The 21,523-nt window shown below is 45.1% G+C and carries 18 protein-coding genes and 1 tRNA gene; 2 read left to right on the forward strand and 17 right to left on the reverse strand.

Annotation, left to right across the window (positions count from 1 at the left end):
- Positions 1–83 precede the first annotated feature (83 nt).
- Positions 84–956 (forward strand): transglutaminase-like domain-containing protein, encoded by an 873-nt coding sequence (locus tag AC1DFM_RS00445; RefSeq protein WP_477074756.1) that lies wholly within the window; start codon positions 84–86, stop codon positions 954–956.
- A 248-nt stretch (positions 957–1,204) separates the two neighbouring features.
- Here AC1DFM_RS00445 and AC1DFM_RS00450 read toward each other — a convergent pair whose 3' ends face one another.
- The 5 genes from AC1DFM_RS00450 to AC1DFM_RS00470 form a co-directional block, all read right to left on the reverse strand.
- A complete protein-coding gene (locus AC1DFM_RS00450) occupies positions 1,205–1,423 on the reverse strand; it encodes a hypothetical protein (RefSeq protein WP_477074757.1) in 219 nt (72 codons plus the stop codon).
- Between the two features lie 92 nt (positions 1,424–1,515).
- Positions 1,516–2,829, reverse strand: a complete 1,314-nt coding sequence (gene der, locus AC1DFM_RS00455; protein ID WP_477074758.1) for a ribosome biogenesis GTPase Der — start codon at positions 2,827–2,829, stop codon at positions 1,516–1,518.
- A 56-nt stretch (positions 2,830–2,885) separates the two neighbouring features.
- A complete protein-coding gene (gene era, locus AC1DFM_RS00460) occupies positions 2,886–3,755 on the reverse strand; it encodes a GTPase Era (protein ID WP_477074759.1) in 870 nt (289 codons plus the stop codon).
- Between the two features lie 104 nt (positions 3,756–3,859).
- A tRNA-Met gene (locus AC1DFM_RS00465) sits at positions 3,860–3,931 on the reverse strand.
- A gap of 110 nt (positions 3,932–4,041) precedes the next feature.
- Positions 4,042–4,449 (reverse strand): single-stranded DNA-binding protein, encoded by a 408-nt coding sequence (locus AC1DFM_RS00470; protein ID WP_477074760.1) that lies wholly within the window; start codon positions 4,447–4,449, stop codon positions 4,042–4,044.
- Positions 4,450–4,722: 273 nt separating this feature from the next.
- Here AC1DFM_RS00470 and AC1DFM_RS00475 point away from each other — a divergent pair, with 273 nt between their 5' ends.
- A complete protein-coding gene (locus AC1DFM_RS00475; protein WP_477074761.1) occupies positions 4,723–7,098 on the forward strand; it encodes a TonB-dependent receptor in 2,376 nt (791 codons plus the stop codon).
- Between the two features lie 84 nt (positions 7,099–7,182).
- Here the strand turns inward: AC1DFM_RS00475 and AC1DFM_RS00480 are convergent, their stop codons facing one another.
- The 12 genes from AC1DFM_RS00480 to AC1DFM_RS00535 all read right to left on the reverse strand — a co-directional run bounded on the left by AC1DFM_RS00480 (position 7,183) and on the right by AC1DFM_RS00535 (position 21,427).
- Positions 7,183–8,991, reverse strand: a complete 1,809-nt coding sequence (locus tag AC1DFM_RS00480; RefSeq protein WP_477074762.1) for an alpha-L-fucosidase — start codon at positions 8,989–8,991, stop codon at positions 7,183–7,185.
- A gap of 322 nt (positions 8,992–9,313) precedes the next feature.
- Entirely contained in the window at positions 9,314–10,648 is a 1,335-nt protein-coding gene (argH, locus tag AC1DFM_RS00485; protein WP_477074763.1) for an argininosuccinate lyase, read from the reverse strand.
- 47 nt (positions 10,649–10,695) lie between these two features.
- Entirely contained in the window at positions 10,696–11,277 is a 582-nt protein-coding gene (locus tag AC1DFM_RS00490) for a GNAT family N-acetyltransferase (protein WP_477074764.1), read from the reverse strand.
- Between the two features lies 1 nt (position 11,278).
- Complete coding sequence (locus AC1DFM_RS00495) at positions 11,279–12,343, reverse strand: M20 family metallo-hydrolase (RefSeq protein WP_477074765.1); 1,065 nt, start codon at positions 12,341–12,343, stop codon at positions 11,279–11,281.
- A gap of 3 nt (positions 12,344–12,346) precedes the next feature.
- Positions 12,347–13,135, reverse strand: coding sequence for an acetylglutamate kinase (argB, locus tag AC1DFM_RS00500; protein WP_477074766.1), 789 nt, complete (start codon positions 13,133–13,135; stop codon positions 12,347–12,349).
- Positions 13,136–13,137: 2 nt separating this feature from the next.
- The gene (locus AC1DFM_RS00505; protein ID WP_477074767.1) at positions 13,138–14,088 is read right to left on the reverse strand and encodes an N-acetylornithine carbamoyltransferase; all 951 of its coding nucleotides are present in this window, start codon (positions 14,086–14,088) and stop codon (positions 13,138–13,140) included.
- Between the two features lie 72 nt (positions 14,089–14,160).
- A complete protein-coding gene (locus AC1DFM_RS00510; protein ID WP_477074768.1) occupies positions 14,161–15,288 on the reverse strand; it encodes an aspartate aminotransferase family protein in 1,128 nt (375 codons plus the stop codon).
- Positions 15,289–15,320: 32 nt separating this feature from the next.
- A complete protein-coding gene (gene argC, locus AC1DFM_RS00515) occupies positions 15,321–16,301 on the reverse strand; it encodes an N-acetyl-gamma-glutamyl-phosphate reductase (protein WP_477074769.1) in 981 nt (326 codons plus the stop codon).
- 94 nt (positions 16,302–16,395) lie between these two features.
- On the reverse strand, positions 16,396–16,755 hold the full coding sequence (locus tag AC1DFM_RS00520; RefSeq protein WP_477074770.1) for a four helix bundle protein: 360 nt from the start codon (positions 16,753–16,755) through the stop codon (positions 16,396–16,398).
- A 94-nt stretch (positions 16,756–16,849) separates the two neighbouring features.
- The gene (gene argG / locus AC1DFM_RS00525; protein ID WP_477074771.1) at positions 16,850–18,052 is read right to left on the reverse strand and encodes an argininosuccinate synthase; all 1,203 of its coding nucleotides are present in this window, start codon (positions 18,050–18,052) and stop codon (positions 16,850–16,852) included.
- Between the two features lie 50 nt (positions 18,053–18,102).
- Complete coding sequence (locus AC1DFM_RS00530) at positions 18,103–18,876, reverse strand: GNAT family N-acetyltransferase (protein ID WP_477074772.1); 774 nt, start codon at positions 18,874–18,876, stop codon at positions 18,103–18,105.
- Between the two features lie 496 nt (positions 18,877–19,372).
- Positions 19,373–21,427, reverse strand: coding sequence for an alpha-L-fucosidase (locus AC1DFM_RS00535; RefSeq protein ID WP_477074773.1), 2,055 nt, complete (start codon positions 21,425–21,427; stop codon positions 19,373–19,375).
- Between the last annotated feature and the right edge of the window lie 96 nt (positions 21,428–21,523).

Raw genomic sequence — 21,523 nt, forward strand, 5'->3', positions numbered from 1 at the left:
GCAGTGTAAGTGATATGCTTATTATTTAATTTGCCAACAGGATCACATCATTTGATGATTGCCAACTGATCATAGATAATGGTATGAACGAAAACAGAGAAATAAACGCTTTGTTCCACCTGTTGGATGATCCTGATCTGGAGGTATTTGATACTGTTGCCAGTAAGATACTACTGTACGGTAAAGATATTATTCCAAACCTGGAGAATTTGTGGGAGAATACAATTGACGAAGCTATTCAGGAAAGGATAGAACTGCTCATTCATCGGGTACATTACCAGGATTTGCAGGCAGCATTGCGTGTGTGGGCACATTCTGAAGCACAGGACCTGATGCAGGGCGCCATACTGGCCGCCAAATACCAGTTCCCAGACCTGAGCGATTCCCAGATTACCACAGAAATAGACCGCATCAAACGTAATATCTGGCTGGAGCTGAATAATTACCTTACTCCACTGGAACAGATCAATGTGCTAAACAGCATGATCTACAATTATTTCGGACTTAAAGGAGAAGAGGTTTCTTATCAACGTAAAAATCAATTTTTCATTAACCAGGTAATAGAATCCAAAAAAGGAAATCCTATTACCAATGGTATCATCTATCAGAGCCTTTGCGCCATGCTGGACTTACCGGTATACGCCGTTAATATTCCCCGGCAGTTCATCCTGGCTTATTTCGATAGCTACGTTGATTTTTCCGCTCCGATTGAACCAGATGATCACCGGATACTGTTTTTCATAGATCCTATCCAGGGGCAAATCTATACCCAACAGGATGTAGATACCTACCTGAAAAGAGTACAGGTACCTTCTGTTCCTTCTTACTTTAAACCACAGTCGAACAAACGACTCATACAATTCCTGCTGGAAGAACTATCCAAATGCTTCCAGGACGATAAAGACGCTTATAAGCAGGATGAATTAATGAATTTGGCCAGTATTCTGGAAGATTAAGATGGTTTTCGTCCAGGTACAGGATTATACTGATTACACTGATTTTGTTTTTGATAATTTATAAAGATAAAAGATGAGGGGAGATATAGGCATTCGCTTATATCTCCCCTCATCTTTTAAAATAAAAATCAGTGTAATCAGTATAATCCTGTACCAAGACAAAATCTGTCTCAATTAAAAAGCCCACCGCTAAGCGATGGGCTTCTTAATTTCTTGCAAGAAAGATATATTATGTAAATAATATTCTCTTACTTAGCTGGAGTTGCAGCAGCAGAATCAACGTGAGCTGGAGCAGTAAGAGCAGCAGAATCAACGTGAGCAGCAGAATCAACTGGTTGTGCTACTGGAGCAGCGTTCATAGTGTCAACTGGAGCAGTTGCAGCAGAATCAGTACCGTTAGAAGCACCACCATTACAAGCTACGAAGAACATACCAGCAGCTACAGCGAATACGAATAATTTTTTCATTTTGTGTTTGTTTTATTTTTTAAAACCGGCGCAAAGGTATGGAAATTTTATAAATTACAAAATCCTACCATCTCTTTTTTTTGCGCAATGGTTTATTTTTGTCTGAAGAATATTTTCAATGGTACGCCAGTGAAATTAAAGTTCGTACGGATCTGGTTTTCCAGGTAGTTACGATACGGTGATTTCACATCATCCGGCAGGTTACAGAAAAAGGCAAATGCCGGTGTATGCGTAGGCAACTGCGTAACATACTTGATGCGGATAGGTGTACCCCTTACTACCGGTGGATGATACGCTTCAATCGCTTTCAGCAGAATTTCGTTTAATACGGAAGTCTGAATTCTGCGCTGACGGTTATCAAATACTTCCAGTGCCGTTTCTATCGCTTTGAAAATACGTTGTTTCTCTGTTACAGAAGTAAAGATGACAGGAACATCAGAGAATGGCGCCAGGCGCTTCTTCAGTTCTTTTTCATAATCTCTTGCAGTGTTGGTACCCTTTTCCATCATATCCCACTTGTTCACCAGCACTACAATGCCTTTACCTTTACGGGTAGCCAGACTAAAGATGCTGAGATCCTGTGCAGTCACGCCTTTTTCGGCATCCAGCAACAGCATCACTACATCAGATTCATCCACTGCTTTGATAGCACGGATCACAGAATAAAACTCCAGGTCTTCATTTACCTTGTTCTTACGTCTGATACCTGCAGTATCAATCAGCATGAAGTCCTTCTGGAACATATTGTAACGGGTGTGAATGGTATCACGGGTAGTACCGGCAATATCAGAAACGATATTACGCTCCACACCTACCAGTGCATTCAGCAGGGACGATTTACCCACGTTAGGCTGACCAATGATCGCGATTTTCGGGAGATCATTATCGAGGGTAGCGTCTCCCATTTCAGGAGTAATATGTGTCACTACTTCATCCAGCAATTCACCGGTACCGCTACCGGTCATGGAGGAAAGGAAGTAAAGATGTTCAAAACCCAGGCTGTAAAACTCGGTGGCTTCCAGCTGACGTTGATGGTTATCTACTTTATTTACCACTACGTATACCGGTTTGGAAGTGCGGCGCAAAATATTGGCAACATCCTGATCCAGATCGGTAATACCTGTAGTTACATCACACATAAAGATGATCAGGTTAGCCTCTTCCATGGCTACTTTCGCCTGCTTACGGATTTCCCGCTCAAATACATCATCACTGTTGGTTACAAATCCACCAGTATCAATTACGTTAAAGGTTTTGCCATTCCAGTCGGCAACACCATATTGTCGATCACGGGTTACACCGCTCTGGTCATCCACGATGGCTTTGCGTTGTTCGAGTAAACGATTAAACAACGTTGACTTGCCTACGTTCGGGCGTCCCACTATAGCTACTGTAAATCCTGCCATTTTTATTTATATTTTGTCGTACTAACCTGGATAATACATCCAGGAATTTTTCATTATTAATATCCGTATTCCTTCAGGAAGGTATCGTTATCACGCCATTTACCACGCACTTTCACAAACAGTTCCAGGAATACTTTTCTTTCGATGAATTTCTCGATTTCCTGGCGGGCCAGGGTACCTAATTCACGAATAGATTTACCTCTTTCTCCCAGGATAATACCTTTCTGGGTGTCGCGTGTAACAATGATTTCCGCGGTTATTTTAGTGAGGGTATCCTTTTCCTGGTATTGAGTTACAATAACAGTGGTGTGATAAGGAATTTCTTCTTCGAATAACTGGAATATTTTTTCACGGATCATTTCTGCCACAAAAAAGCGTGTAGACTTATCCGTTAGTGTGTCATCAGGATAGAAAGCATTTGCTTCCGGTATGCGTGCTACTATTTCAGTGAGCAATTCTTTGATACCTTTTTTCTGCATAGCAGACACCGGTACTACGGCTGCTGCTTTTCCCCAGGCTTTTGCCCTTTCTATTAAAACGGCCATTTCCTCTTTGAGGATGTTATCCATTTTATTGATGATGAGGATAATGGGGACTTTCAGTTTCAGCGAGTCAAACAGCTCCAGATTCTCTTCCATGGAGTCTTTCGCGTCCATGATCAGCAGGGCAACATCTGCATCTTCGAGGGCAGATTTTACGGCACCCATCATTTTCTCGTGCAGCTTATACTTGGGATCAATAATACCGGGGGTATCAGAAAATACAATCTGGTACCCAGGGTCTGTTAATACCCCTGTAATACGGTGCCTGGTGGTTTGCACTTTGGGAGAAATAATCGCCAGCTTTTCGCCGATAATGGCGTTCAGCAATGTGCTTTTCCCCGCATTGGGCTTACCGAAAATGTTTACAAAACCTGCTTTGTGCATGATGACAATTAAACGCTGCTTTCACAACTCAAACTTACGGAAATAAAAAAAGCCGAATTTCTTCGGCTCTTAATCTTTAGACGCTCTCTTTAGCGCTGTTTTTGTAGCGAGGAGCGGATTCGAACCACTGACCTTCGGGTTATGAGCCCGACGAGCTACCTCTGCTCTACCTCGCAATGAGGGTGCAAAGATAGAAATATTTTAATTCTCACCAAATATTTTTTAAAAAAACACAAAAAGCCAACCGTAAGTGGTTGGCTTTCATATTGAAATGCTTCATACACTTTTAGAATGGAAGATCGTCAGCGGGCTGTTCCTGTACCGGTTCGGCCTCGGGAACGGGGGTTTCTGTTGACGTTGCTTTCCTTTTTTCCTCATCCCTGCGGCTGAGTAACTGCAACGAAAAAACCCTTAATCTTAATGCGCCGGATAATACACCGGTACTGTTGCTTATGTACGCCTCCACTTTTGGTGCACCCTCCACATAAACCATGGTACCCTGTGTTAAATAAGGCGCTACGTTTGTTTTGTCCCACAAAGAGCAATCTACCCAGGTGGTTCTTTCCTCCAGTACGCCCTGTGCATTCTTAAAACGCTCATTAACGGCTACGGGGAAATTAAAAACAACGGTCCCGTTGACTTCTTTTTTCAATACATCGCGGCCTAAATGCCCGATTAACTGAAGCTTGATCATCAGAAATAAAGATTTAAATGGTTAAAAATTTATAAACGATGATTGAGAGAAGTAGTCATGGAAATTACGCAATTTTCCTTCTTCCAAAAAATAATTCCCGTTTTTTATTACAATCCATTATACCTTTGTCACTGCAAATGTTCCCGCAACGAAACAGGAACATACGCTTGAACTACATGGGGTGCCTTACTTTCAGGCTGAGATCACACCCAATGAACCTGGACCAGGTAATGCTGGTTAGGAATGAGCTAACAGAAAACAGACATATTTTACATGAAACAGCTAATGTTATTAGTGCTGCTATCTATAGCAGGCACTTTGCATGCACAATCCCTGGTTACCGGTACCGTTACCAATAAAACCAGCGGCCAACCTTTAGAAGGCGTCACCATCGCTATCAACCAAACCGGCGTATTAACCGATAGTAAAGGCCATTACAGCATTCATCTTCCTAAAAAAGGAAGCTATATCTTAACCGCCAGCTTCATTGGCTTCAAAGCATTCAGCGCCACCATCCTGAGCAATAACCACACACAACAAACAGACATTGCCCTGGAAGTATCTCCCCTCTTTGTAAAGCCGGTAGAGATCAGCAGTCTGCGTGCCGGAAAAAATGCACCTTTCGTCAACACCACGATCTCTGCTGCAGATATCAAGAAAAATAACCTGGGACAAGACCTCCCGCTGCTGCTGGATCAGCAGCCTGGCGTAGTTACCAACTCTGACGCCGGCACCGGCATCGGCTACACCGGCATGCGCGTACGTGGCTCCGATATCACCCGCATCAATGTGACAGTGAATGGCATTCCTGTAAATGATGCCGAATCACAAGGCACCTTTTTTGTGAACATGCCCGACTTCGCGTCCTCTGTGAGCAGCATCCAACTGCAACGTGGCGTAGGTACTTCCACCAACGGCGCTGCCGCATTTGGCGCCACCCTGAACCTCAGCACCAACGAATTCAACGAAAAAGCATACGGCGAAATCAGCAACAGCTACGGCTCTTTCAATAGCTGGAAACATACGGTGAAAGCCGGTTCCGGCCTCATCAACGACCACTTCACCATTGATGCCCGCCTCTCAAAAATTTCTTCCGACGGATATATAGACCGCGCTACATCCGACCTGCGCTCATTCTACACCTCCGCCGCCTACATCTCTAAAAAAACTGCTATCCGCCTGAATGTTTTTTCCGGTAAAGAAAAAACATACCAGGCCTGGTACGGCGTACCACACGCGATGCTGGATACTGACCGGACGTATAATGCGGCCGGAACAGAAAAGCCAGGAACGCCTTACGACAACCAAACAGATAATTATCAGCAGGATCACTACCAGTTATTCCTCAACCAGGAAATTAACTCCCATCTGAATTTCAACGTAGCCTTCCACCTCACCCGCGGACGTGGCTACTACGAAAATTATAATGGATTCCAACCACTCGCCAACTTCGGTATTCCCGGCGCCACCATCAATGGTGCAAAGATTGATACCGCCGATGTCATCAATCAACTGTGGTTAGATAACTATTTCTATGGTAGCGTATTTTCGGTTAACCGCACCGGCGAGAAATTCAACTGGAGCCTGGGCGGCGGCTGGAACAGATATACTGGCGACCACTTCGGCAAAGTAATCTGGGCAGCTGTTCCCTTCGAAAAAGACCACGAATACTACCGCTACCCCGCAGCAAAAAATGATTTTAATATCTACTGGAAAGGAGAATATAAAATTACTACGGCATTAAGCCTCTTCGCCGACATGCAGTACCGCAACATCCACTACAACATGGATGGCTTTGAAGCTGCGCCTGATTATTTCGCCCGCGCCAATTACAATTTCTTCAATCCGAAAGCAGGTATCTCTTACAACATCAACGCCACCAATCGCGTATTTGCTTCCATCGCCATTGCACACAAAGAGCCCAACCGCGGCGACTTTGAAAACAACTACGGCGTAAATGCCCCACAACCGGAAATACTCCGTGACCTGGAAGCCGGCTACTCCTGGAACAATAGCATCGCCGCTATACAAGGCAACGTATATTATATGAATTACAAAAACCAGTTGGTGCAAACTGGTAAGCTCACTAACGTAGGCGCCTATATTAGGACTAACATCCCTAAAAGCTACCGCATGGGTGTTGAAATAAATGGTACCGTAAAACTGGGTAGCATGGTGAGCGTAGCTGCTAATGCCGCATTAAGCCAGAATAAAGTACTCGACTACCACGCCGTTACTTACGATGCTACAGGAGCCGAACATATAGCCGTATTCAACAAATCAGATATCTCCTTCTCTCCTTCTGTCGTAGGTGGGTTAACGTTATCGGTAAAGCCAGTAAAAAATCTGAACATCGACTTACTCGGCAAATATGTAAGCCGTCAGTATATGGATAATACTTCCAACAGCGATGGCAGCCTTGATCCATATCTGGTGAGTAACCTGCGGATTAACTACGTAGTACCGCAACCGTTATTCCGCGAACTGGGATTACAGTTCATGCTGAATAATATATTCAATACCAAATATGCGCCGAACGGAAGTACCTATAGCAACTACGAACTGGGTAATAACCGTGTGGTATATGATTCTTACTATTACCCCATGGCTGGCATTAACTTCTTCGCAGGAGTGACGATAGGATTGTAATAACACCAAAAACTAATAAGCAAATGACCAGTGCGAATATTTACGCACTGGTCATTTGCTTTATTAACCTTTCGCTTTATGCTTTTATTTCTTCACTGGCACCAAACGAGCATTCCGCAGGTTCATTACGCCTAATCCTGGTTTGGTAAGTGGCTTCACCACCACCGTATTTACACCTTTTTTAGATAACACAACAGTCCCTAAATCCCAGTCCTGGTATTCTCCCCAACTGTTGTTGGTGCCTTTTACTACGCCTGTCAGCGTGGTGTTACCGGCAGTCACCGCAATCTTTGCGCCAGCAGAAGCATCCGTACAAGCGGTGCTTAACACTAACTTGTACTTGCCGGGCTGTTTCACCTGTATATTCCAGGTAGCAGTACCTTCTACTTTCATCCAATTATACAACACGGTCGGATCTCCAACGGAAAGGACTACACCTTCTGTAAGTATTGCATCACCGGCTACTAAGTTATAACTGCCATCTGTTTCAGGGAACACGCCCTGCGCCAGCAGCGAGGTACCGGTGACATCCAGTTCAATCACAGTGGCTTCACTATTTTTAAATGCTTTGTTACTTATGTCAATAAACAATCCGCGTTCATCAGCGTCTACTTTCAACGGCGTATGTGCTGCATCAGCCAGGAAGAAGGCCTGTGGCGTAACACCTGCATCCGGCGCTAATGGTATGTGCAAACGGTTATCTGCCGGCCAGTTGAAAATATGCAGGAAATATTTGCCGGGTTTAGTGGTAATACGTCCCCAGTTAACACGACCAATAGTATTGGCTCTGGAACCGTAAATGGATTCTCCGTTTACGCGCATCCAGTCGCCGATGTTATGCATCAGCTCTATACTTTTATCGGGGATAGTGCCATCGCCCATTGGGCCTACGTTCAGCAGGTAGTTACCACCTTTGGAAACGATGTCGATCATGTTATGTACCAATTCTTCTTTGGTGCGCCAGTTGTGGTTAAACTTGCTGTAGCCCCAGGTACCATTCATGGTCATGCAGGATTCCCAGTCCATGCCTTTAAAGCCGGTTTCAGGAATGAACTGCTCTGGTGTTACCAGGTCGCCATTGGCGCGGGTATATTCGCTGTTGTGGTCAAAGGCATACAGGCGGTTATTCATGATGATGTTGGGATGATGCTGTTTCACCATCGCTACCAGCTTATTAGCGCCCCATTTTTCGCCTTGAATCTCCTTGGAGCTATAATCCCACCAAACTACGTCGATAGGGCCGTAATTGGAGAACATTTCCTTTGCCTGCTCATACATATAGTCTACATACTTCGCATTATCGCGGCCTTCATTTTTAACACCACCGGGTGCCGGCAAACCATGTTCTACATAAGCATCCGGATGGTGCCAGTCGAGCAATGAAAAATATACGCCTACTCTCAGCCCTTGTTCATGCAGTGCATTCACTATTTCGCGGAACAGGTCGCGGCCGGTTACATCCATGCCATCAAACGTGGTGGTTTTACTGTCGTGTAACGCAAAGCCTTCGTGGTGTCTGCTGGTAAAAACCACATAACGGCAACCGGCATCTTTCGCGGCTTTAGCCCATTCTCTGGCGAAGTCCTTTTTAGGTTTGAAGAGCGGCATCAATTTAGCGGCATATTCTGCGGCAGGTACATTGGCTGCACTTTGTATCCACTCTACAGCGCCATCATAGGCTTTGCCATTCCATTCACCTGCGGCTGCACTATAGAGCCCCCAGTGTACAAACATTCCAAAGTGAGCATCGCGGAACCAACGCATACGGGCGTCACGGATCGCTTCCGGTTCATTTGCATTGGCCTGCAGCCCCCCGTCTTGTTGTGCATAGGTAGTGGCGGCTGATAATAGCAAGGCGCCGGAAAGGCAGGCTTGTAAAAATCGCTTTTTCATTTGTTCAAACTGTTGAAGTTATTTATTTGATTCGTTTTTCACCATGTATATTGCTGCTTCGTTTTTCACCGTGTATGTGGCGCTGGTTGCACGCCTTCCAACTTTTCATGACAGCCTGTTCGATATCTAATTAACGAATTACCTGCTACATACTGCTATTATTGTCAATATTAGCTTATACTCCGGGAAGATACCATTATTCAACCCGGTTAAATGCCTCTGCTTAGTACTTTACCCTTTCTTCGCGCAACAAGCGTAACTGCCATAAAAAAAACCGTCCCCAAAAGGAACGGTTCTCTCTAAAATTATATAAGTGATACTATCAGCTATTCAACAACTGCTCCAATGCTTTATCCACTGATTCAAAAGGGAAACCTTTTACTACCAACTCCATCTGCGCTGCAATCTGCTCCGTGCAAAGATTGCCGATACTTCCGGCATGCGTATGTGCCACTGTTTTCTCCGGCGCAAAAGTACCCGCTTCTATATCCATGCCCACTTTCTTGTAAGCCTCGCGGAATGGCATTCCCTGCAGTACCAGGTTATTTACTACTTCCACACTGAACAAATATTGATACTTGTCATCAGCCAGTATATTTTCCTTAATGCGGATATTCTCCAGCATCAGGCGACTCATACGAAGGCAGTCTTTCAGTGTTTGGAATGCCGGGAATAAATTCTCTTTCAACAGCTGCAAATCACGGTGGTAGCCGGAAGGAAGGTTCGTGATCATCATCGCAATTTCATTTGGCAACGCCTGTAATTTATTGCCGTGTGAGCGAATCAGTTCCCATACATCAGGATTCTTTTTATGTGGCATAATGCTGGAACCGGTCGTCAGTTCATCAGGGAAGCTGATGAAGCCAAAGTTCTGATTCATGAATAAACATGCATCCATCGCCATTTTAGCCACGGTAGATGCAATACCCGCCAATGCAAAAGAGACGATCTTTTCTGTTTTACCACGGCCCATCTGCGCATATACTACGTTGTAATTCAACGTATCAAAACCCAGCAACGAGGTGGTTAACTCACGGTCAAGGGGGAACGAAGAACCATAACCAGCGGCAGAACCAAGTGGGTTTTTATTCACCACCTTGTAAGCGCCCTGCAACATGGTCAGATCATCCACCAGGCTCTCTGCATATGCGCCAAACCACAGTCCGAAAGACGACGGCATCGCAATCTGCAAATGAGTATAACCGGGAATCAGGTGATTTTTATATTTCTCACTCTGCTGCTGTAACAAGTGGAACAGCGCGAGTACTTCTTCTACCAGGGTTTGTAATTCGTGACGCAGGAATAATTTCAGATCCACTAACACCTGATCATTACGGGAACGGCCACTGTGAATCTTCTTGCCTACCTCGCCCAAACGACGGGTCAGCAACAATTCTACCTGTGAATGAATATCTTCTACGCCTTCTTCCAACTTAAATTCACCTGCCTGTATTTCTGCATAAATATTTTTCAGTTCACTTTTCAGGATAGTCAGTTCTTCCGCCTCCAACAGTCCAATACTTTGCAGCATGGTGATGTGCGCCATAGAGCCTAACACATCAAATGGCGCCAGGAAGGCATCCATCTCTCTATCCTTTCCAACAGTAAATTGTTCTACCGCTGCCAGAGATACTTTATCTTTTTGCCACAATTTCATAATGCTATATTTTTTTACGCAAGGCATCACGCCCCGGCGTAGTAATCTCAAAAATCGTATTTACCAAAAACACGCTGCTTTGCTTCCGGCCATTCTTCTTTCAATATGCTGAAGTAAACGGTATTCCGTACCCTGCCGGTGCTGGTAATCATATGGCGCCGGAAAATCCCTTCCTGCGTGCAACCCAGGCTCAGGATCGCGTTGCGCGACTGTGTATTCAGCTCATCTGTTTTAAACTCTACCCTGTTCAAATCCATCACTTCAAACGCATATTGCAGCATCGCGTATTTCATGGCCTTATTCAGCCCGGAACCATGCAGTGCCGGATCAATCCAGGTAGCGCCAATCTCCGTGCGTTTATTCGGCAACGATACCCCCATATAACGGGTGGACCCTGCAATACGGTTCTCCTTTTTATCGAAGATCACAAACGGAATAGACTCTTCTGCCGCCCTTTCTCTCAATGCTTTTTGAAGATACTTCTCCAGGTCCTGCTTTGTTTCCATCTGGTAAAGCTGAATAGCCCACAAAGAAGCATCTGCTCCAATGGACCACAGGGCGTCCAGGTGTTCCAGCTGTAAAGGCTGTAGTAATACGCGCTTGTTTTCTAAAACAGGTTGAAAGTTCATATTACTGTATCATTTCGAGTAACTGAATATAACTATTAATCCCTTCTCTGATTTCATGCAGGTGAATGTATTCATCTGCAGTATGGGAACGGGCAGAATCACCTGGTCCCATTTTAACAGAAGTAGCCGGTATCAACGCCTGATCGGAAGTGGTAGGCGAGCCATAGCAGGTTTTGCCTACACTCACGCCAGCCAGTACAAACGGATGATCCATCGGAATGAAGGAAGGCCGCATACGCATAGACCTTGGCTTCACTTCACAGGATACATTCGCGCGGATGATCTCCAGCAGTTCTTCCAGTGTATATTGATCTGTAGCCCGCACGTCTACTACAAAGGAGCAGTCGGCCGGAACTACGTTGTGTGCTTTGTTGGAGGTATTGATCACGGTGACGCTCATCTTCACGGGCCCCAGTGTTTCCGATACTTTCGGGAAGCGATAGTCTTTAAACCAGTTCAGATCAGGCAATGCTTTATACAACGCATTTTCACCTTCTTCCCTGGCAGCATGACCCGCTTTACCTATACTGTTGCAATCCAGCACCATCAACCCTTTTTCAGCGATGGCGAGTTGTGTTAAAGTAGGTTCTCCTACAATGGCAAATTCAATGGGCGGCAACTGCGGTAAAATGCTTTCCACACCGTTGGACCCACTGATTTCCTCTTCTGCGGTAGCAGATAAAATGATATTATAGCTCAGGTCATCGCGGTGGTAAAAATGCAGGAACGTAGCGATTAAACTCACCAGGCAACCTCCTGCGTCATTGCTTCCCAGTCCGTACAGCTTACCATCTTCCACATCCGGACTAAAAGGATCACGGGTATATTGCGGATTGGGTTTTACGGTATCATGGTGGGAATTCAGCAGTATATTACGTTTGGAGGGATCGTAATGTTTATTCTTCGCCCAGATATTATTGAGATGCCGCTCATGCGGAATATCCATGGCTGTCAGAAAATCACTGATCAGTTGCGCGGTGCCGTCTTCTTCGCGGCTTAACGATGGGGTGGCGATCATTTGCTTCAGCAAGGCCACGGCCACATCATATAGTTTTTCGTTCCACATAGGTTAGCATATTAGGGTACCTGCTACGGTGGTGGTAGTATTACTCAACACATCGTCTGCATGTCCTATCAATACTTCTTTTACGCCGTTGTCAATGGCGCCGAAAGCATTTTGCAATTTAGGCAAAATGCCATCTGTCAATATTTTTTCTGCCAGCAATTGCTGGTAAATGTCCTTGTTGATCAAATTAATCACGGCATCATCATCTGCCGGATCACGCAATACGCCTTTCTTCTCAAAGCAGTAGATCAGTCGCACGCTATAAGCAGCAGACAATGCAATGGCCAATGACGACGCAATCGTATCTGCATTGGTATTGAGTATTTGTCCGTGACCATCGTGGGTCAGCGGTGCAAACACCGGTGTAATACCTGCTTCCAGCAAGGATTGCAGCGGTGCTACGTTGAGCTTTTCGGTATATACATCGCCAACAAAGCCGTAGTCGATTTCCTTTACAGGTCTTTTCACTGCCGGGATGATGTTAGCGTCGGCGCCGGTTAAGCCAATGGCATTGCAACCGTTGGACTGCAGCCGGGCGACCAGCTGTTTGTTCACCAAACCGCCATATACCATGGTAACTACATCGATGGTATCCGCATCAGTGATACGTCTGCCATCAACATATTTGGATGCAATCCCCAGCTTATCGCCAATACGGGTAGCGATTTTACCGCCGCCATGTATCAGGATTTTTTTACCGGGTATTGCCGCAAACTTTTCAAGAAAGGTTTGCAGCAATACCGGATTATCTATAACGTTTCCGCCTACTTTAATGATAAATAAGTCGATCATAATTATCCTTTCAGTATTTCACTCAAAACAGCCTGTGCAGCCCATACACGGTTACCCGCTTCCTGTATCACGATGGATTGTGGTCCGTCCAGCACTTCATCAGCTATCACTACATTCCTTCTCACAGGCAGACAGTGCATTACTTTTGCCGAATTGGTGAGTTTTAGTTTTTCATTGGTAAATGTCCAGGAAGGATCTGAGCAGGTAATTTTACCATAGTCTTTGTAAGAAGACCAGTTCTTTACATACACAAAATCCGCGTCCTTCAAGGCTTTATCCTGATCATATTCGATAGTGGCATTACCGGAGAATTGCTCATCCAGTTCATATCCTTCCGGATGAGTAATCACAAAATCCACTTCTCCCCATGCATTCATCCACTGCGCAAAAGAGTTAGGAACGGCCTGTGGCAACGCTTTCACGTGTGGCGCCCAGGTCATTACCACTTTAGGTTTGCGGGCTTCGTGCCAGTGTTCCTTGATGGTAATTACATCCGTTAAGCTCTGCAAAGGGTGCAGGGTAGCGCTTTCGAGGCTGACTACCGGTACACCGGCATACTTAATGAACTGGTTGATGTACTTCTCTGTATAATCTTCTTCTTTATTCTTTAAACCCGGAAAAGTACGGATGGCGAGGATATCGAAGTATTGTCCCATTACACCTGCCGCTTCTTTTACGTGTTCGGTGGTGTTGCCATTCATGACTACGCCATCATTCATTTCCAGCGCCCAGCCTTCCTTGTCAATGTTAAATACGATAGGTTCCATACCCAGGTTCTTAGCAGCCACCTGTGTACTTAACCGTGTTCGCAAACTTGGGTTCAGGAATATCATTCCCACTGTTTTATTCTTTCCTAATTCCTGGTCCCTGAAAGGATCTTTCTTGTAGTTCAACGCAATGTCCACTAACCGCGGGACACTGGGAACATCTGCTGTAGAAATAAATTGTTTCATTTCGCTTATAGGCTTTAAACAGATAGTGGAAAGATTAAAGGCACACTATCTGCCAATCATGGTTGTGATGCTTTATTTTTTCAATTCTTTTGCGAATGCTTCGAGGAACTGGTCCGCATGTTCTTGTGTCAATGCCAGGGAAGGCAGCAGCCTGATTACATTTGGCTTAGCTTCTCCGGTAAAGATCTTATGCGTATGCAACAGTTCTTTTCTTACATGTGCCAGCTCTTCCGGCAGTTCAATACCAATCATTAAACCACGGCCTCTTACTTCTTTTACCTTGTCAAAAGTCCGTATTTGTTCCATGAGATAATTACCTACGGTGGCTGCATTGTTGATCAGGTTTTCTGCCTGGATCGTTTCCAGTACTGCCAGCGCAGCGGCGCAAGCCAGGTGATTACCACCAAACGTGGTACCCAGCATACCATAAGCAGGCTGAATTTTAGGAGCAATGATAATGGCGCCTATCGGGAAACCATTACCCATGCCTTTGGCCATGCTATAGATATCGGCGTTTATGCCAGCGAAATCGTGAGAGTAAAATTTACCGCTTCTGCCATAACCACATTGTACGGAATCTGCAATGAATACAGCGTTATGTGTATCACACAGCGTCCGGATTTTCCGCAGGAAGGATTCGCTGGCTACGTTGATACCACCTACACCCTGTATCCCTTCAATGATCACAGAAGATACTTCGTGCTGCTGGAAAGCCTGTTCCAGTGCGGCTTCATCTTCCCATGGTAAAAACACGATGTTATCGGTTTCATTTACCGGTGCTACAATTTTCGGATTGTCAGTAGCGGCAACGGCGAGTGAAGTTCTGCCGTGAAACGCTTTCTTAAAGGCGATTACTTTCTTTTTACCATTGTAAAAAGAAGCCAGCTTCAGCGCGTTTTCATTGGCTTCCGCACCGGAGTTACACAAAAACAGCTGGTAGTCTTCCTTGCCGGACACCTTGCCCAGCAAAGTAGCCAATTGCTCCTGTAAAGGCATCTTTACAGAGTTGGAGTAAAAACCTACTTTATGCAGTTGGTCTGTCAGACGTTTTACATAATGTGGATGCGTGTGACCGATAGAGATCACGGCATGCCCGCCATAAAGATCCAGGTATTGTGTGCCGTGGTTGTCCCAAACGTGGGAGCCAAGGGCTTTTTCTATAATGATATCGTTAAGAGGATATACGTCGAACAGTTTCATGTTGGCCAATAATTGAAAAATGAGAAAAACAATTAGAACACGATGGACTTCAGTTTCAGTCCTGCCGTTTCATCCAGTCCGCACATCAGGTTCATGTTCTGCACTGCCTGACCAGAAGCGCCTTTCAACAGGTTGTCTTCAATGGAATGGATTACCAGTTTGTTACCGGTTTTTTCCAGTTGAATGAGGCACTTGTTGGTGTTCACTACCTGTTTCAGGTCTATCTGTTTGTCGCTGACGTGAGTAAACGGATGACCGGCATAAAAGTCTTTATACAGTTTCACCGCCTCTTCAAGTGATAAGTCGGTTTGCAGGTAAGAAGTAACCCAGATTCCTCTTGGGTAATCACCGCGTACCGGTACAAAGTTTACGTCTTCACTGAAGCCTGGCTGCAAGAGCTGAAGGCTTCGTCGTATTTCTTTCAAATGCTGATGATTCAGCACTTTATAGGTGGAAATGTTATTGGCTCTCCAGGTGAAGTGGGAGGTAGCCTGGAGGCTTTGTCCCGCGCCGGTGCTACCGGTGATGCCTGTAGTATGTACTTCTTTCAGCAACCCCGCTTTAGCGAGGGGCAGCAGGCCCAGTTGAATCGCTGTAGCAAAGCAGCCCGGATTCGCGATGTTCTGCGCTGATTTAATCAGCTCGCGTTGCATCTCTGGTAAGCCATATACAAAAGTGCGGTCTTTCACGGTTTCGCCTAAACGAAAGTCCTGGCTCAGATCAATCACCTTCACATGTGGCGCAACATCATTCGTTTCCAGGAACTTTTTGGATTCGCCATGTCCCAGGCACAGGAACATCACATCAATATCGTTGCTCAGTTCACCGGTGAACAGTTGTTCTGTTTCTCCCAGCAAATCTGCATGCACTGCATACAAAGGGTTGCCTGCGTTACTACGGCTATGAACATACGAAATAGTAACATCCGGGTGATTTACTAAAAGCCGGATCATTTCACCGCCTGTATAACCAGCACCACCTATTATAGCTGCTTTGATTTTTGATGGTTTCATTTATGATTTGATTATGTTAAAAAAGCTGAAAGCATAAAGCATAAAGCAAAAAGCTATTGTAGCGAATGATTATGCTTCTTTCTACTTTTCTAACTCATGATATTCTTAATGTTTTGATAAAGACTATTAACATAGCCTTTATCTCGTTTACTTTTTTATTGAGATCAATGTAAATTGGCTCCTCCAAAAACTTCAAATCAAAAGCCAGTAGCGCGCAATACTCCACTTCATGTACCGAACCCAGGGCATGATCCAGAAATCTCGCAAAATCCCTCTCAGTTGCTCTGCCACATCCCTCCACAATATTCAGCGGCACACTATATGCGGCTCTCTTCATCTGGCTTACCAATGCAAACATTTCATTCTTCGGCAATTGCGTGACCACCTCTTTATAAACAAATGTTGTCATCAAATGCGCCTTTCTCCAGACCTCCAATTTTTTGTAATCTCTCATATAGTCGTTATTTAAACATTATAAAATGTCTTAAAATCGGACTATACTAAAACCACAATCTTCCACTCAATCTCCTACACAATAGCTTTTTGCTTTATGCTTTCTGCTTTGTGCTTTCCTTCACCTGATGCCAGATCATGGTTTGATTACCAAAAATTTTGCTGAATCCTCTTACATCTTCTCCGCTCCATCCGCTGTTCATTTCGCCGTATTTGCCGAATTTACTGCTCATCAGATCATAAGGAGAGCTGATACCGGTTACCTGGAAACGGTAAGGCAGGAGGGTTACAAATACTTCACCGGAAACATTTTCCTGGGTATTCTGCAGGAAGGCTTCGATGTCGCGCATTACCGGGTCCATAATCTGACCTTCGTGCATGTAGTTACCGTAGAACTGTGCCAGTTGGTCTTTCCAGCTCAGCTGCCATTTTGTTAACACGTGTTTTTCCAGCGCGTGGTGAGCTTTGATGATCACCATCGGTGCTGCTGCTTCAAAGCCTACGCGGCCTTTGATACCGATAATGGTATCACCTACGTGGATATCGCGGCCAATAGCAAATGGACCGGCAATAGTTTGCAGATATTGTATCGCTTCAGAAGGATGACCGAATTTTTTATCGTTTACTCCTGTCAGCTCACCTTTTTCAAAAGTTAATTTTACCTGTTCCTCACCTTGCTTTGTCAGCTGGGTAGGCCATGCAGCTTCTGGTAACATGCCGTTGGAAGTAAGGGTTTCTTTACCACCTACGGAAGTTCCCCACATACCTTTATTAATAGAGTACATGGCTTTTTCGAAATTCACTTCCACCCCTTTTGACTTCAGGTAGGAAATTTCTTCTTCACGGCTCAGTTTCAGATCACGGATAGGAGTAATGATTTCCACACCTGGAATCATGATATGAAACACCATGTCGAAACGCACCTGATCGTTACCGGCGCCGGTGCTGCCGTGTGCTACTGCGTCTGCGCCTACTTCTTTCACATATTCTGCGATGGCCAGTGCCTGGCTCATACGCTCTGCACTCACGCTCAGCGGGTAGGTATTATTCTTCAGTACATTACCGAAGATGAGATATTTGATAACGCCATCATAATAAGAACGTATTGCATTAACAGTTCTATGACTTTTAACGCCCAGGTTATAAGCGCGCTTTTCAATTTCCTGCAGTTCTTCTTCAGAAAAACCACCAGTGTTCACGATCACTGAATGCACTTCATATCCTTTTTCTTCAGTCAGATATTTAACGCAATAGGAAGTATCAAGTCCTCCGCTAAATCCCAGTACAACTTTTTTCATTATGACATCTTTTTTTATAATTCCAGTAACAATATTGACAGATCCTGTTATCAGAACAGGAAAAATTTCTTTTTAGATCCGGTGGCGCCGCCTTCTTTTTTGCTCTTCAGCAAAACAAATCTTTTAAAACGCAACCAACGCTCATACAACTTTATATTTCCTTTAAATCTACGGCGACGTCTTTCGTGGTGCATATCGCCGCTAGCGGTCACATGCAGCTGAGGCTGTTTTACGGCTGCTGCCGCTTTTTCGGCCATAGCTTTTTCTTCTGCTTCTTTCAGCTTCTCTTCAGGGTTGTACAGCATGGCGGTACACAAACAGTTCTTCCTGTTTTTGGCAGTGAGAATGTCGAAGTTAACGCAGCTTCTGCAGCCTTTCCAGAACTCCTCATCATCCGTGAGCTCGGAATAGGTAACTGGTTCATAGCCCAGTTCGGAGTTGATTTTCATCACCGCCAGCCCTGTGGTTAAACCAAAGATTTTGGAATCAGGATATTTCTCCCGGGAGAGCTCGAATATTCTTTTCTTAATCGATTTAGCTACGCCATGACCTCTGAAGGCGGGATTAACAATGAGTCCGGAATTAGCCACAAATTTATCATGGCCCCAGGCTTCTATATAGCAAAAGCCTACCCAATCACCTTTGTCTGTGACCGCAATCACGGCTTTACCTTCCTGCATTTTCAGCTCTACATAGGCAGGGGAACGCTTGGCAATACCGGTTCCTCGTGCTTTTGCAGATGATTCCATCTCGTCGGTGATGGTATTTGAATAGTGGATATCGTCAGGAGTGGCTACCCTAACGATGATATGCTGATTTTCCAACTTTTTAAAAATTGAAATCGTGAATCAATAAACTAACTTGAAATTCCATTACTGGAAAGGCTCACCGGAGGATTGGGGAATCACGGTGCGATAGCGGTTATGTGGATAAGCGCTATCAAATTCTAGGTCGTCGGGAAAGAAATCTAAAGACATTGAACCCAACAGAATATACCCCTTTGTTTAAAGCGGGATGATATGCAGAGATGTTGGTATGAGTTGCGGTTTTTTCCAACTTCAGTTCAGCGTTAAATTGTTATAAATATTGTCTTTAGTTTAGAATATCCGCAAAGTTATAACAATATCTTTTTAAATAGTCGAATTTTTTTTCGCGGGGACAGAATTTTAACAAAGGCTGACATTGGGTTGGCCGGGATAGTGCCTGTTAACCCAATCAACGGGGTTATATATTACTATTTTTTACATTGATTATAAAAAGATTAGCGGAGACAAGAGCCGTCAAACCGACACTTATCTCCGCTAATCAGGTCATTTTTCCTTACCGGGTAATAACACCCAGCTCGGCTATTCCTGCCTGCGCATCTGCCTCACTTGCCGGACTCACCGCCACAAACCGGATATACCGGGCTTTGGTAGCCTTGAAAGAAACGGACTGCAGTACCGGGTTGTTTTTAATATTAGCAAATTGACCACTGGCCACCGGGTTACCCCAGTTTTTGCCGTCAGCACTGGTATAGAACGCATAACCGTACACCACGCCTTTAGCGCCATCTCCCGCAGGGGGTAAATAACTAAATCCTTTGAGAGATAGTGTTTCGCCCAGATCCACTTGCAATTCGTGTGGATATTTCGTGGCATCTGTACGGTAAATGGTAGTGGCATCACCATCTATTGCGGTGTTGGCATCGGCTGGCTGCACGGTCCATTTGGCGGGCGCCACGTCAAAGGCTGCTTTCACCATTTCGCTGCTGCTGCCGTCATTTCTGAAGGCTTTGGCTTTCACCACACCGCCGCGGGGAAGCACTACCGCCACCACTTGTTCCTTCTTTGCCACCGGATATTTAGGAGACCGCTGTGTAGGCGTTGTACCATCCAGGGTATAGTGAATGCTCACATCTTCAGAAGCACAGGTAATGGCTACATTCCCATCTTTACCACGCGCTATCTGCGGAGTAGCCAACAACTCGGGCGCCTTATACAACTGCACTTCGCTGATCACTGGCGCCGCTTTGGCATCCAGGATATTAATCCGCACCTGCGTTGTAGTATAATCGGGCAAACGCAAAATACGTTTGTGCCCTATCGTCGTTTCTTTGGCAACTTCCTTCCACTGACCATTTTCCAGGATTTCTACGGAGAAATTTTGTACCCGCTGCCCCAGGGCAATATACTCCTGCAACACCACGCGGTTAAAGGTTATCGGCTTTTGATAGGTCAGGGTGATAGCCGTCGTTCTTGCATCATCTCCAGTGGCCCAGTAAGTAGCATTGGTACCATCTGTCAGGTTCGCTAATTTTACGGCAGCATTGCCACTACGTGTATTCGTTGCCGTTACTACCGCCTTTTGAGCCAGATTATCTTTGAAAGACGCATCCAGTACCTTCCGCAGCTCCATCAAACGGGTGGAGTCATTCGGATGAATTAACCCGTCTCTGTCAACCGGCACATTCAGAATCAGGTTACCATTACGTCCTACTGAACCGTAATAAATATCCAACAGATGAGAAACTGATTTTACTTTATCATTCGTCTCCGGGCTATAGAACCATCCCGGACGGATCGACACATCGCATTCTGCCGGAATCCATTGTTCGCCATCCTCATTACCTTCATTCAGTGATTTGGTAGGTGGCCCACCAGCACCGGGAGTAAATCCTTTTACATTCAGCGTACTCCAGTTAGTCGTACCGGCAATACCGCTTTCATTACCTACCCAACGGCAACCGGGACCTACGTCGCTGAAGATAACCGCATTCGGCTGATGCTTGTATACTACGCCGTGAAACAGATTCCAGTCGTACGGCTGCTTGATGTTACCACCATTGGCGCCATCAAACCACTGTTCAAACACCGGTCCGTAGCTGGATAATACTTCTGTCAGTGTATTCGCAAATACCTGGTTGTAGGTCTCCGTACCATATTCCGGATGGTTACGATCCCACGGCGACAAATACACACCGAACTTCAGTCCATATTCTTTACAAGCCGCTGATAATTCTTTCAGCACATCTCCCTTGCCATTTTTCCACGCACTTTCACGCACTGTATGTGTGCTGTATTTACTGGGCCACAGACAAAAACCATCGTGGTGTTTGGCGGTGATCACAATACCTTTCATACCGGCTAACTTAGCGGTACGTGCCCACTGCCGGGCATCCAGGTGCGTAGGATTAAACACTTTCGGATCTTCATCCCCATGTCCCCATTCTTTGTTGGTGAAAGTATTGGGACCAAAGTGAATAAACATATAATATTCCAGATCATTCCAGGCTACCTGTGCTTTGGATGGTAATGCGCCATAAGGCTTAATATCCTGCGCCATCGCCATATTAAAGCCCAGCAGCCCTGCCAGGAGTAATGTGCTTTTCTTCATTGCCGGAAATAAAAGTTTTATGAATTACAGATGCTAGCGAAGATAGAGTAGATAATAATAACGAATCAATCTCAAATTCGCTATTATTAATTCTAA

It is taken from the genome of Chitinophaga sp. 05T412 (assembly GCF_056396465.1).

What these genes read in the sequence shown, in the direction of transcription:
- AC1DFM_RS00480 (WP_477074762.1), bottom strand. Translation starts at nt 8,991, where the DNA reads ATGAAAAAGCGATTTTTACAAGCCTGCCTTTCCGGCGCCTTGCTATTA.
- argH (WP_477074763.1), bottom strand. Translation starts at nt 10,648, where the DNA reads ATGAAATTGTGGCAAAAAGATAAAGTATCTCTGGCAGCGGTAGAACAA.
- AC1DFM_RS00450 (WP_477074757.1), bottom strand. Translation starts at nt 1,423, where the DNA reads ATGAAAAAATTATTCGTATTCGCTGTAGCTGCTGGTATGTTCTTCGTA.
- AC1DFM_RS00535 (WP_477074773.1), bottom strand. Translation starts at nt 21,427, where the DNA reads ATGAAGAAAAGCACATTACTCCTGGCAGGGCTGCTGGGCTTTAATATG.
- AC1DFM_RS00510 (WP_477074768.1), bottom strand. Translation starts at nt 15,288, where the DNA reads ATGAAACTGTTCGACGTATATCCTCTTAACGATATCATTATAGAAAAA.
- AC1DFM_RS00520 (WP_477074770.1), bottom strand. Translation starts at nt 16,755, where the DNA reads ATGAGAGATTACAAAAAATTGGAGGTCTGGAGAAAGGCGCATTTGATG.
- AC1DFM_RS00445 (WP_477074756.1), top strand. Translation starts at nt 84, where the DNA reads ATGAACGAAAACAGAGAAATAAACGCTTTGTTCCACCTGTTGGATGAT.
- AC1DFM_RS00490 (WP_477074764.1), bottom strand. Translation starts at nt 11,277, where the DNA reads ATGAACTTTCAACCTGTTTTAGAAAACAAGCGCGTATTACTACAGCCT.
- argB (WP_477074766.1), bottom strand. Translation starts at nt 13,135, where the DNA reads ATGATCGACTTATTTATCATTAAAGTAGGCGGAAACGTTATAGATAAT.
- AC1DFM_RS00495 (WP_477074765.1), bottom strand. Translation starts at nt 12,343, where the DNA reads ATGTGGAACGAAAAACTATATGATGTGGCCGTGGCCTTGCTGAAGCAA.
- era (WP_477074759.1), bottom strand. Translation starts at nt 3,755, where the DNA reads ATGCACAAAGCAGGTTTTGTAAACATTTTCGGTAAGCCCAATGCGGGG.
- AC1DFM_RS00470 (WP_477074760.1), bottom strand. Translation starts at nt 4,449, where the DNA reads ATGATCAAGCTTCAGTTAATCGGGCATTTAGGCCGCGATGTATTGAAA.
- argG (WP_477074771.1), bottom strand. Translation starts at nt 18,052, where the DNA reads ATGAAAAAAGTTGTACTGGGATTTAGCGGAGGACTTGATACTTCCTAT.
- argC (WP_477074769.1), bottom strand. Translation starts at nt 16,301, where the DNA reads ATGAAACCATCAAAAATCAAAGCAGCTATAATAGGTGGTGCTGGTTAT.
- der (WP_477074758.1), bottom strand. Translation starts at nt 2,829, where the DNA reads ATGGCAGGATTTACAGTAGCTATAGTGGGACGCCCGAACGTAGGCAAG.
- AC1DFM_RS00475 (WP_477074761.1), top strand. Translation starts at nt 4,723, where the DNA reads ATGAAACAGCTAATGTTATTAGTGCTGCTATCTATAGCAGGCACTTTG.
- AC1DFM_RS00505 (WP_477074767.1), bottom strand. Translation starts at nt 14,088, where the DNA reads ATGAAACAATTTATTTCTACAGCAGATGTTCCCAGTGTCCCGCGGTTA.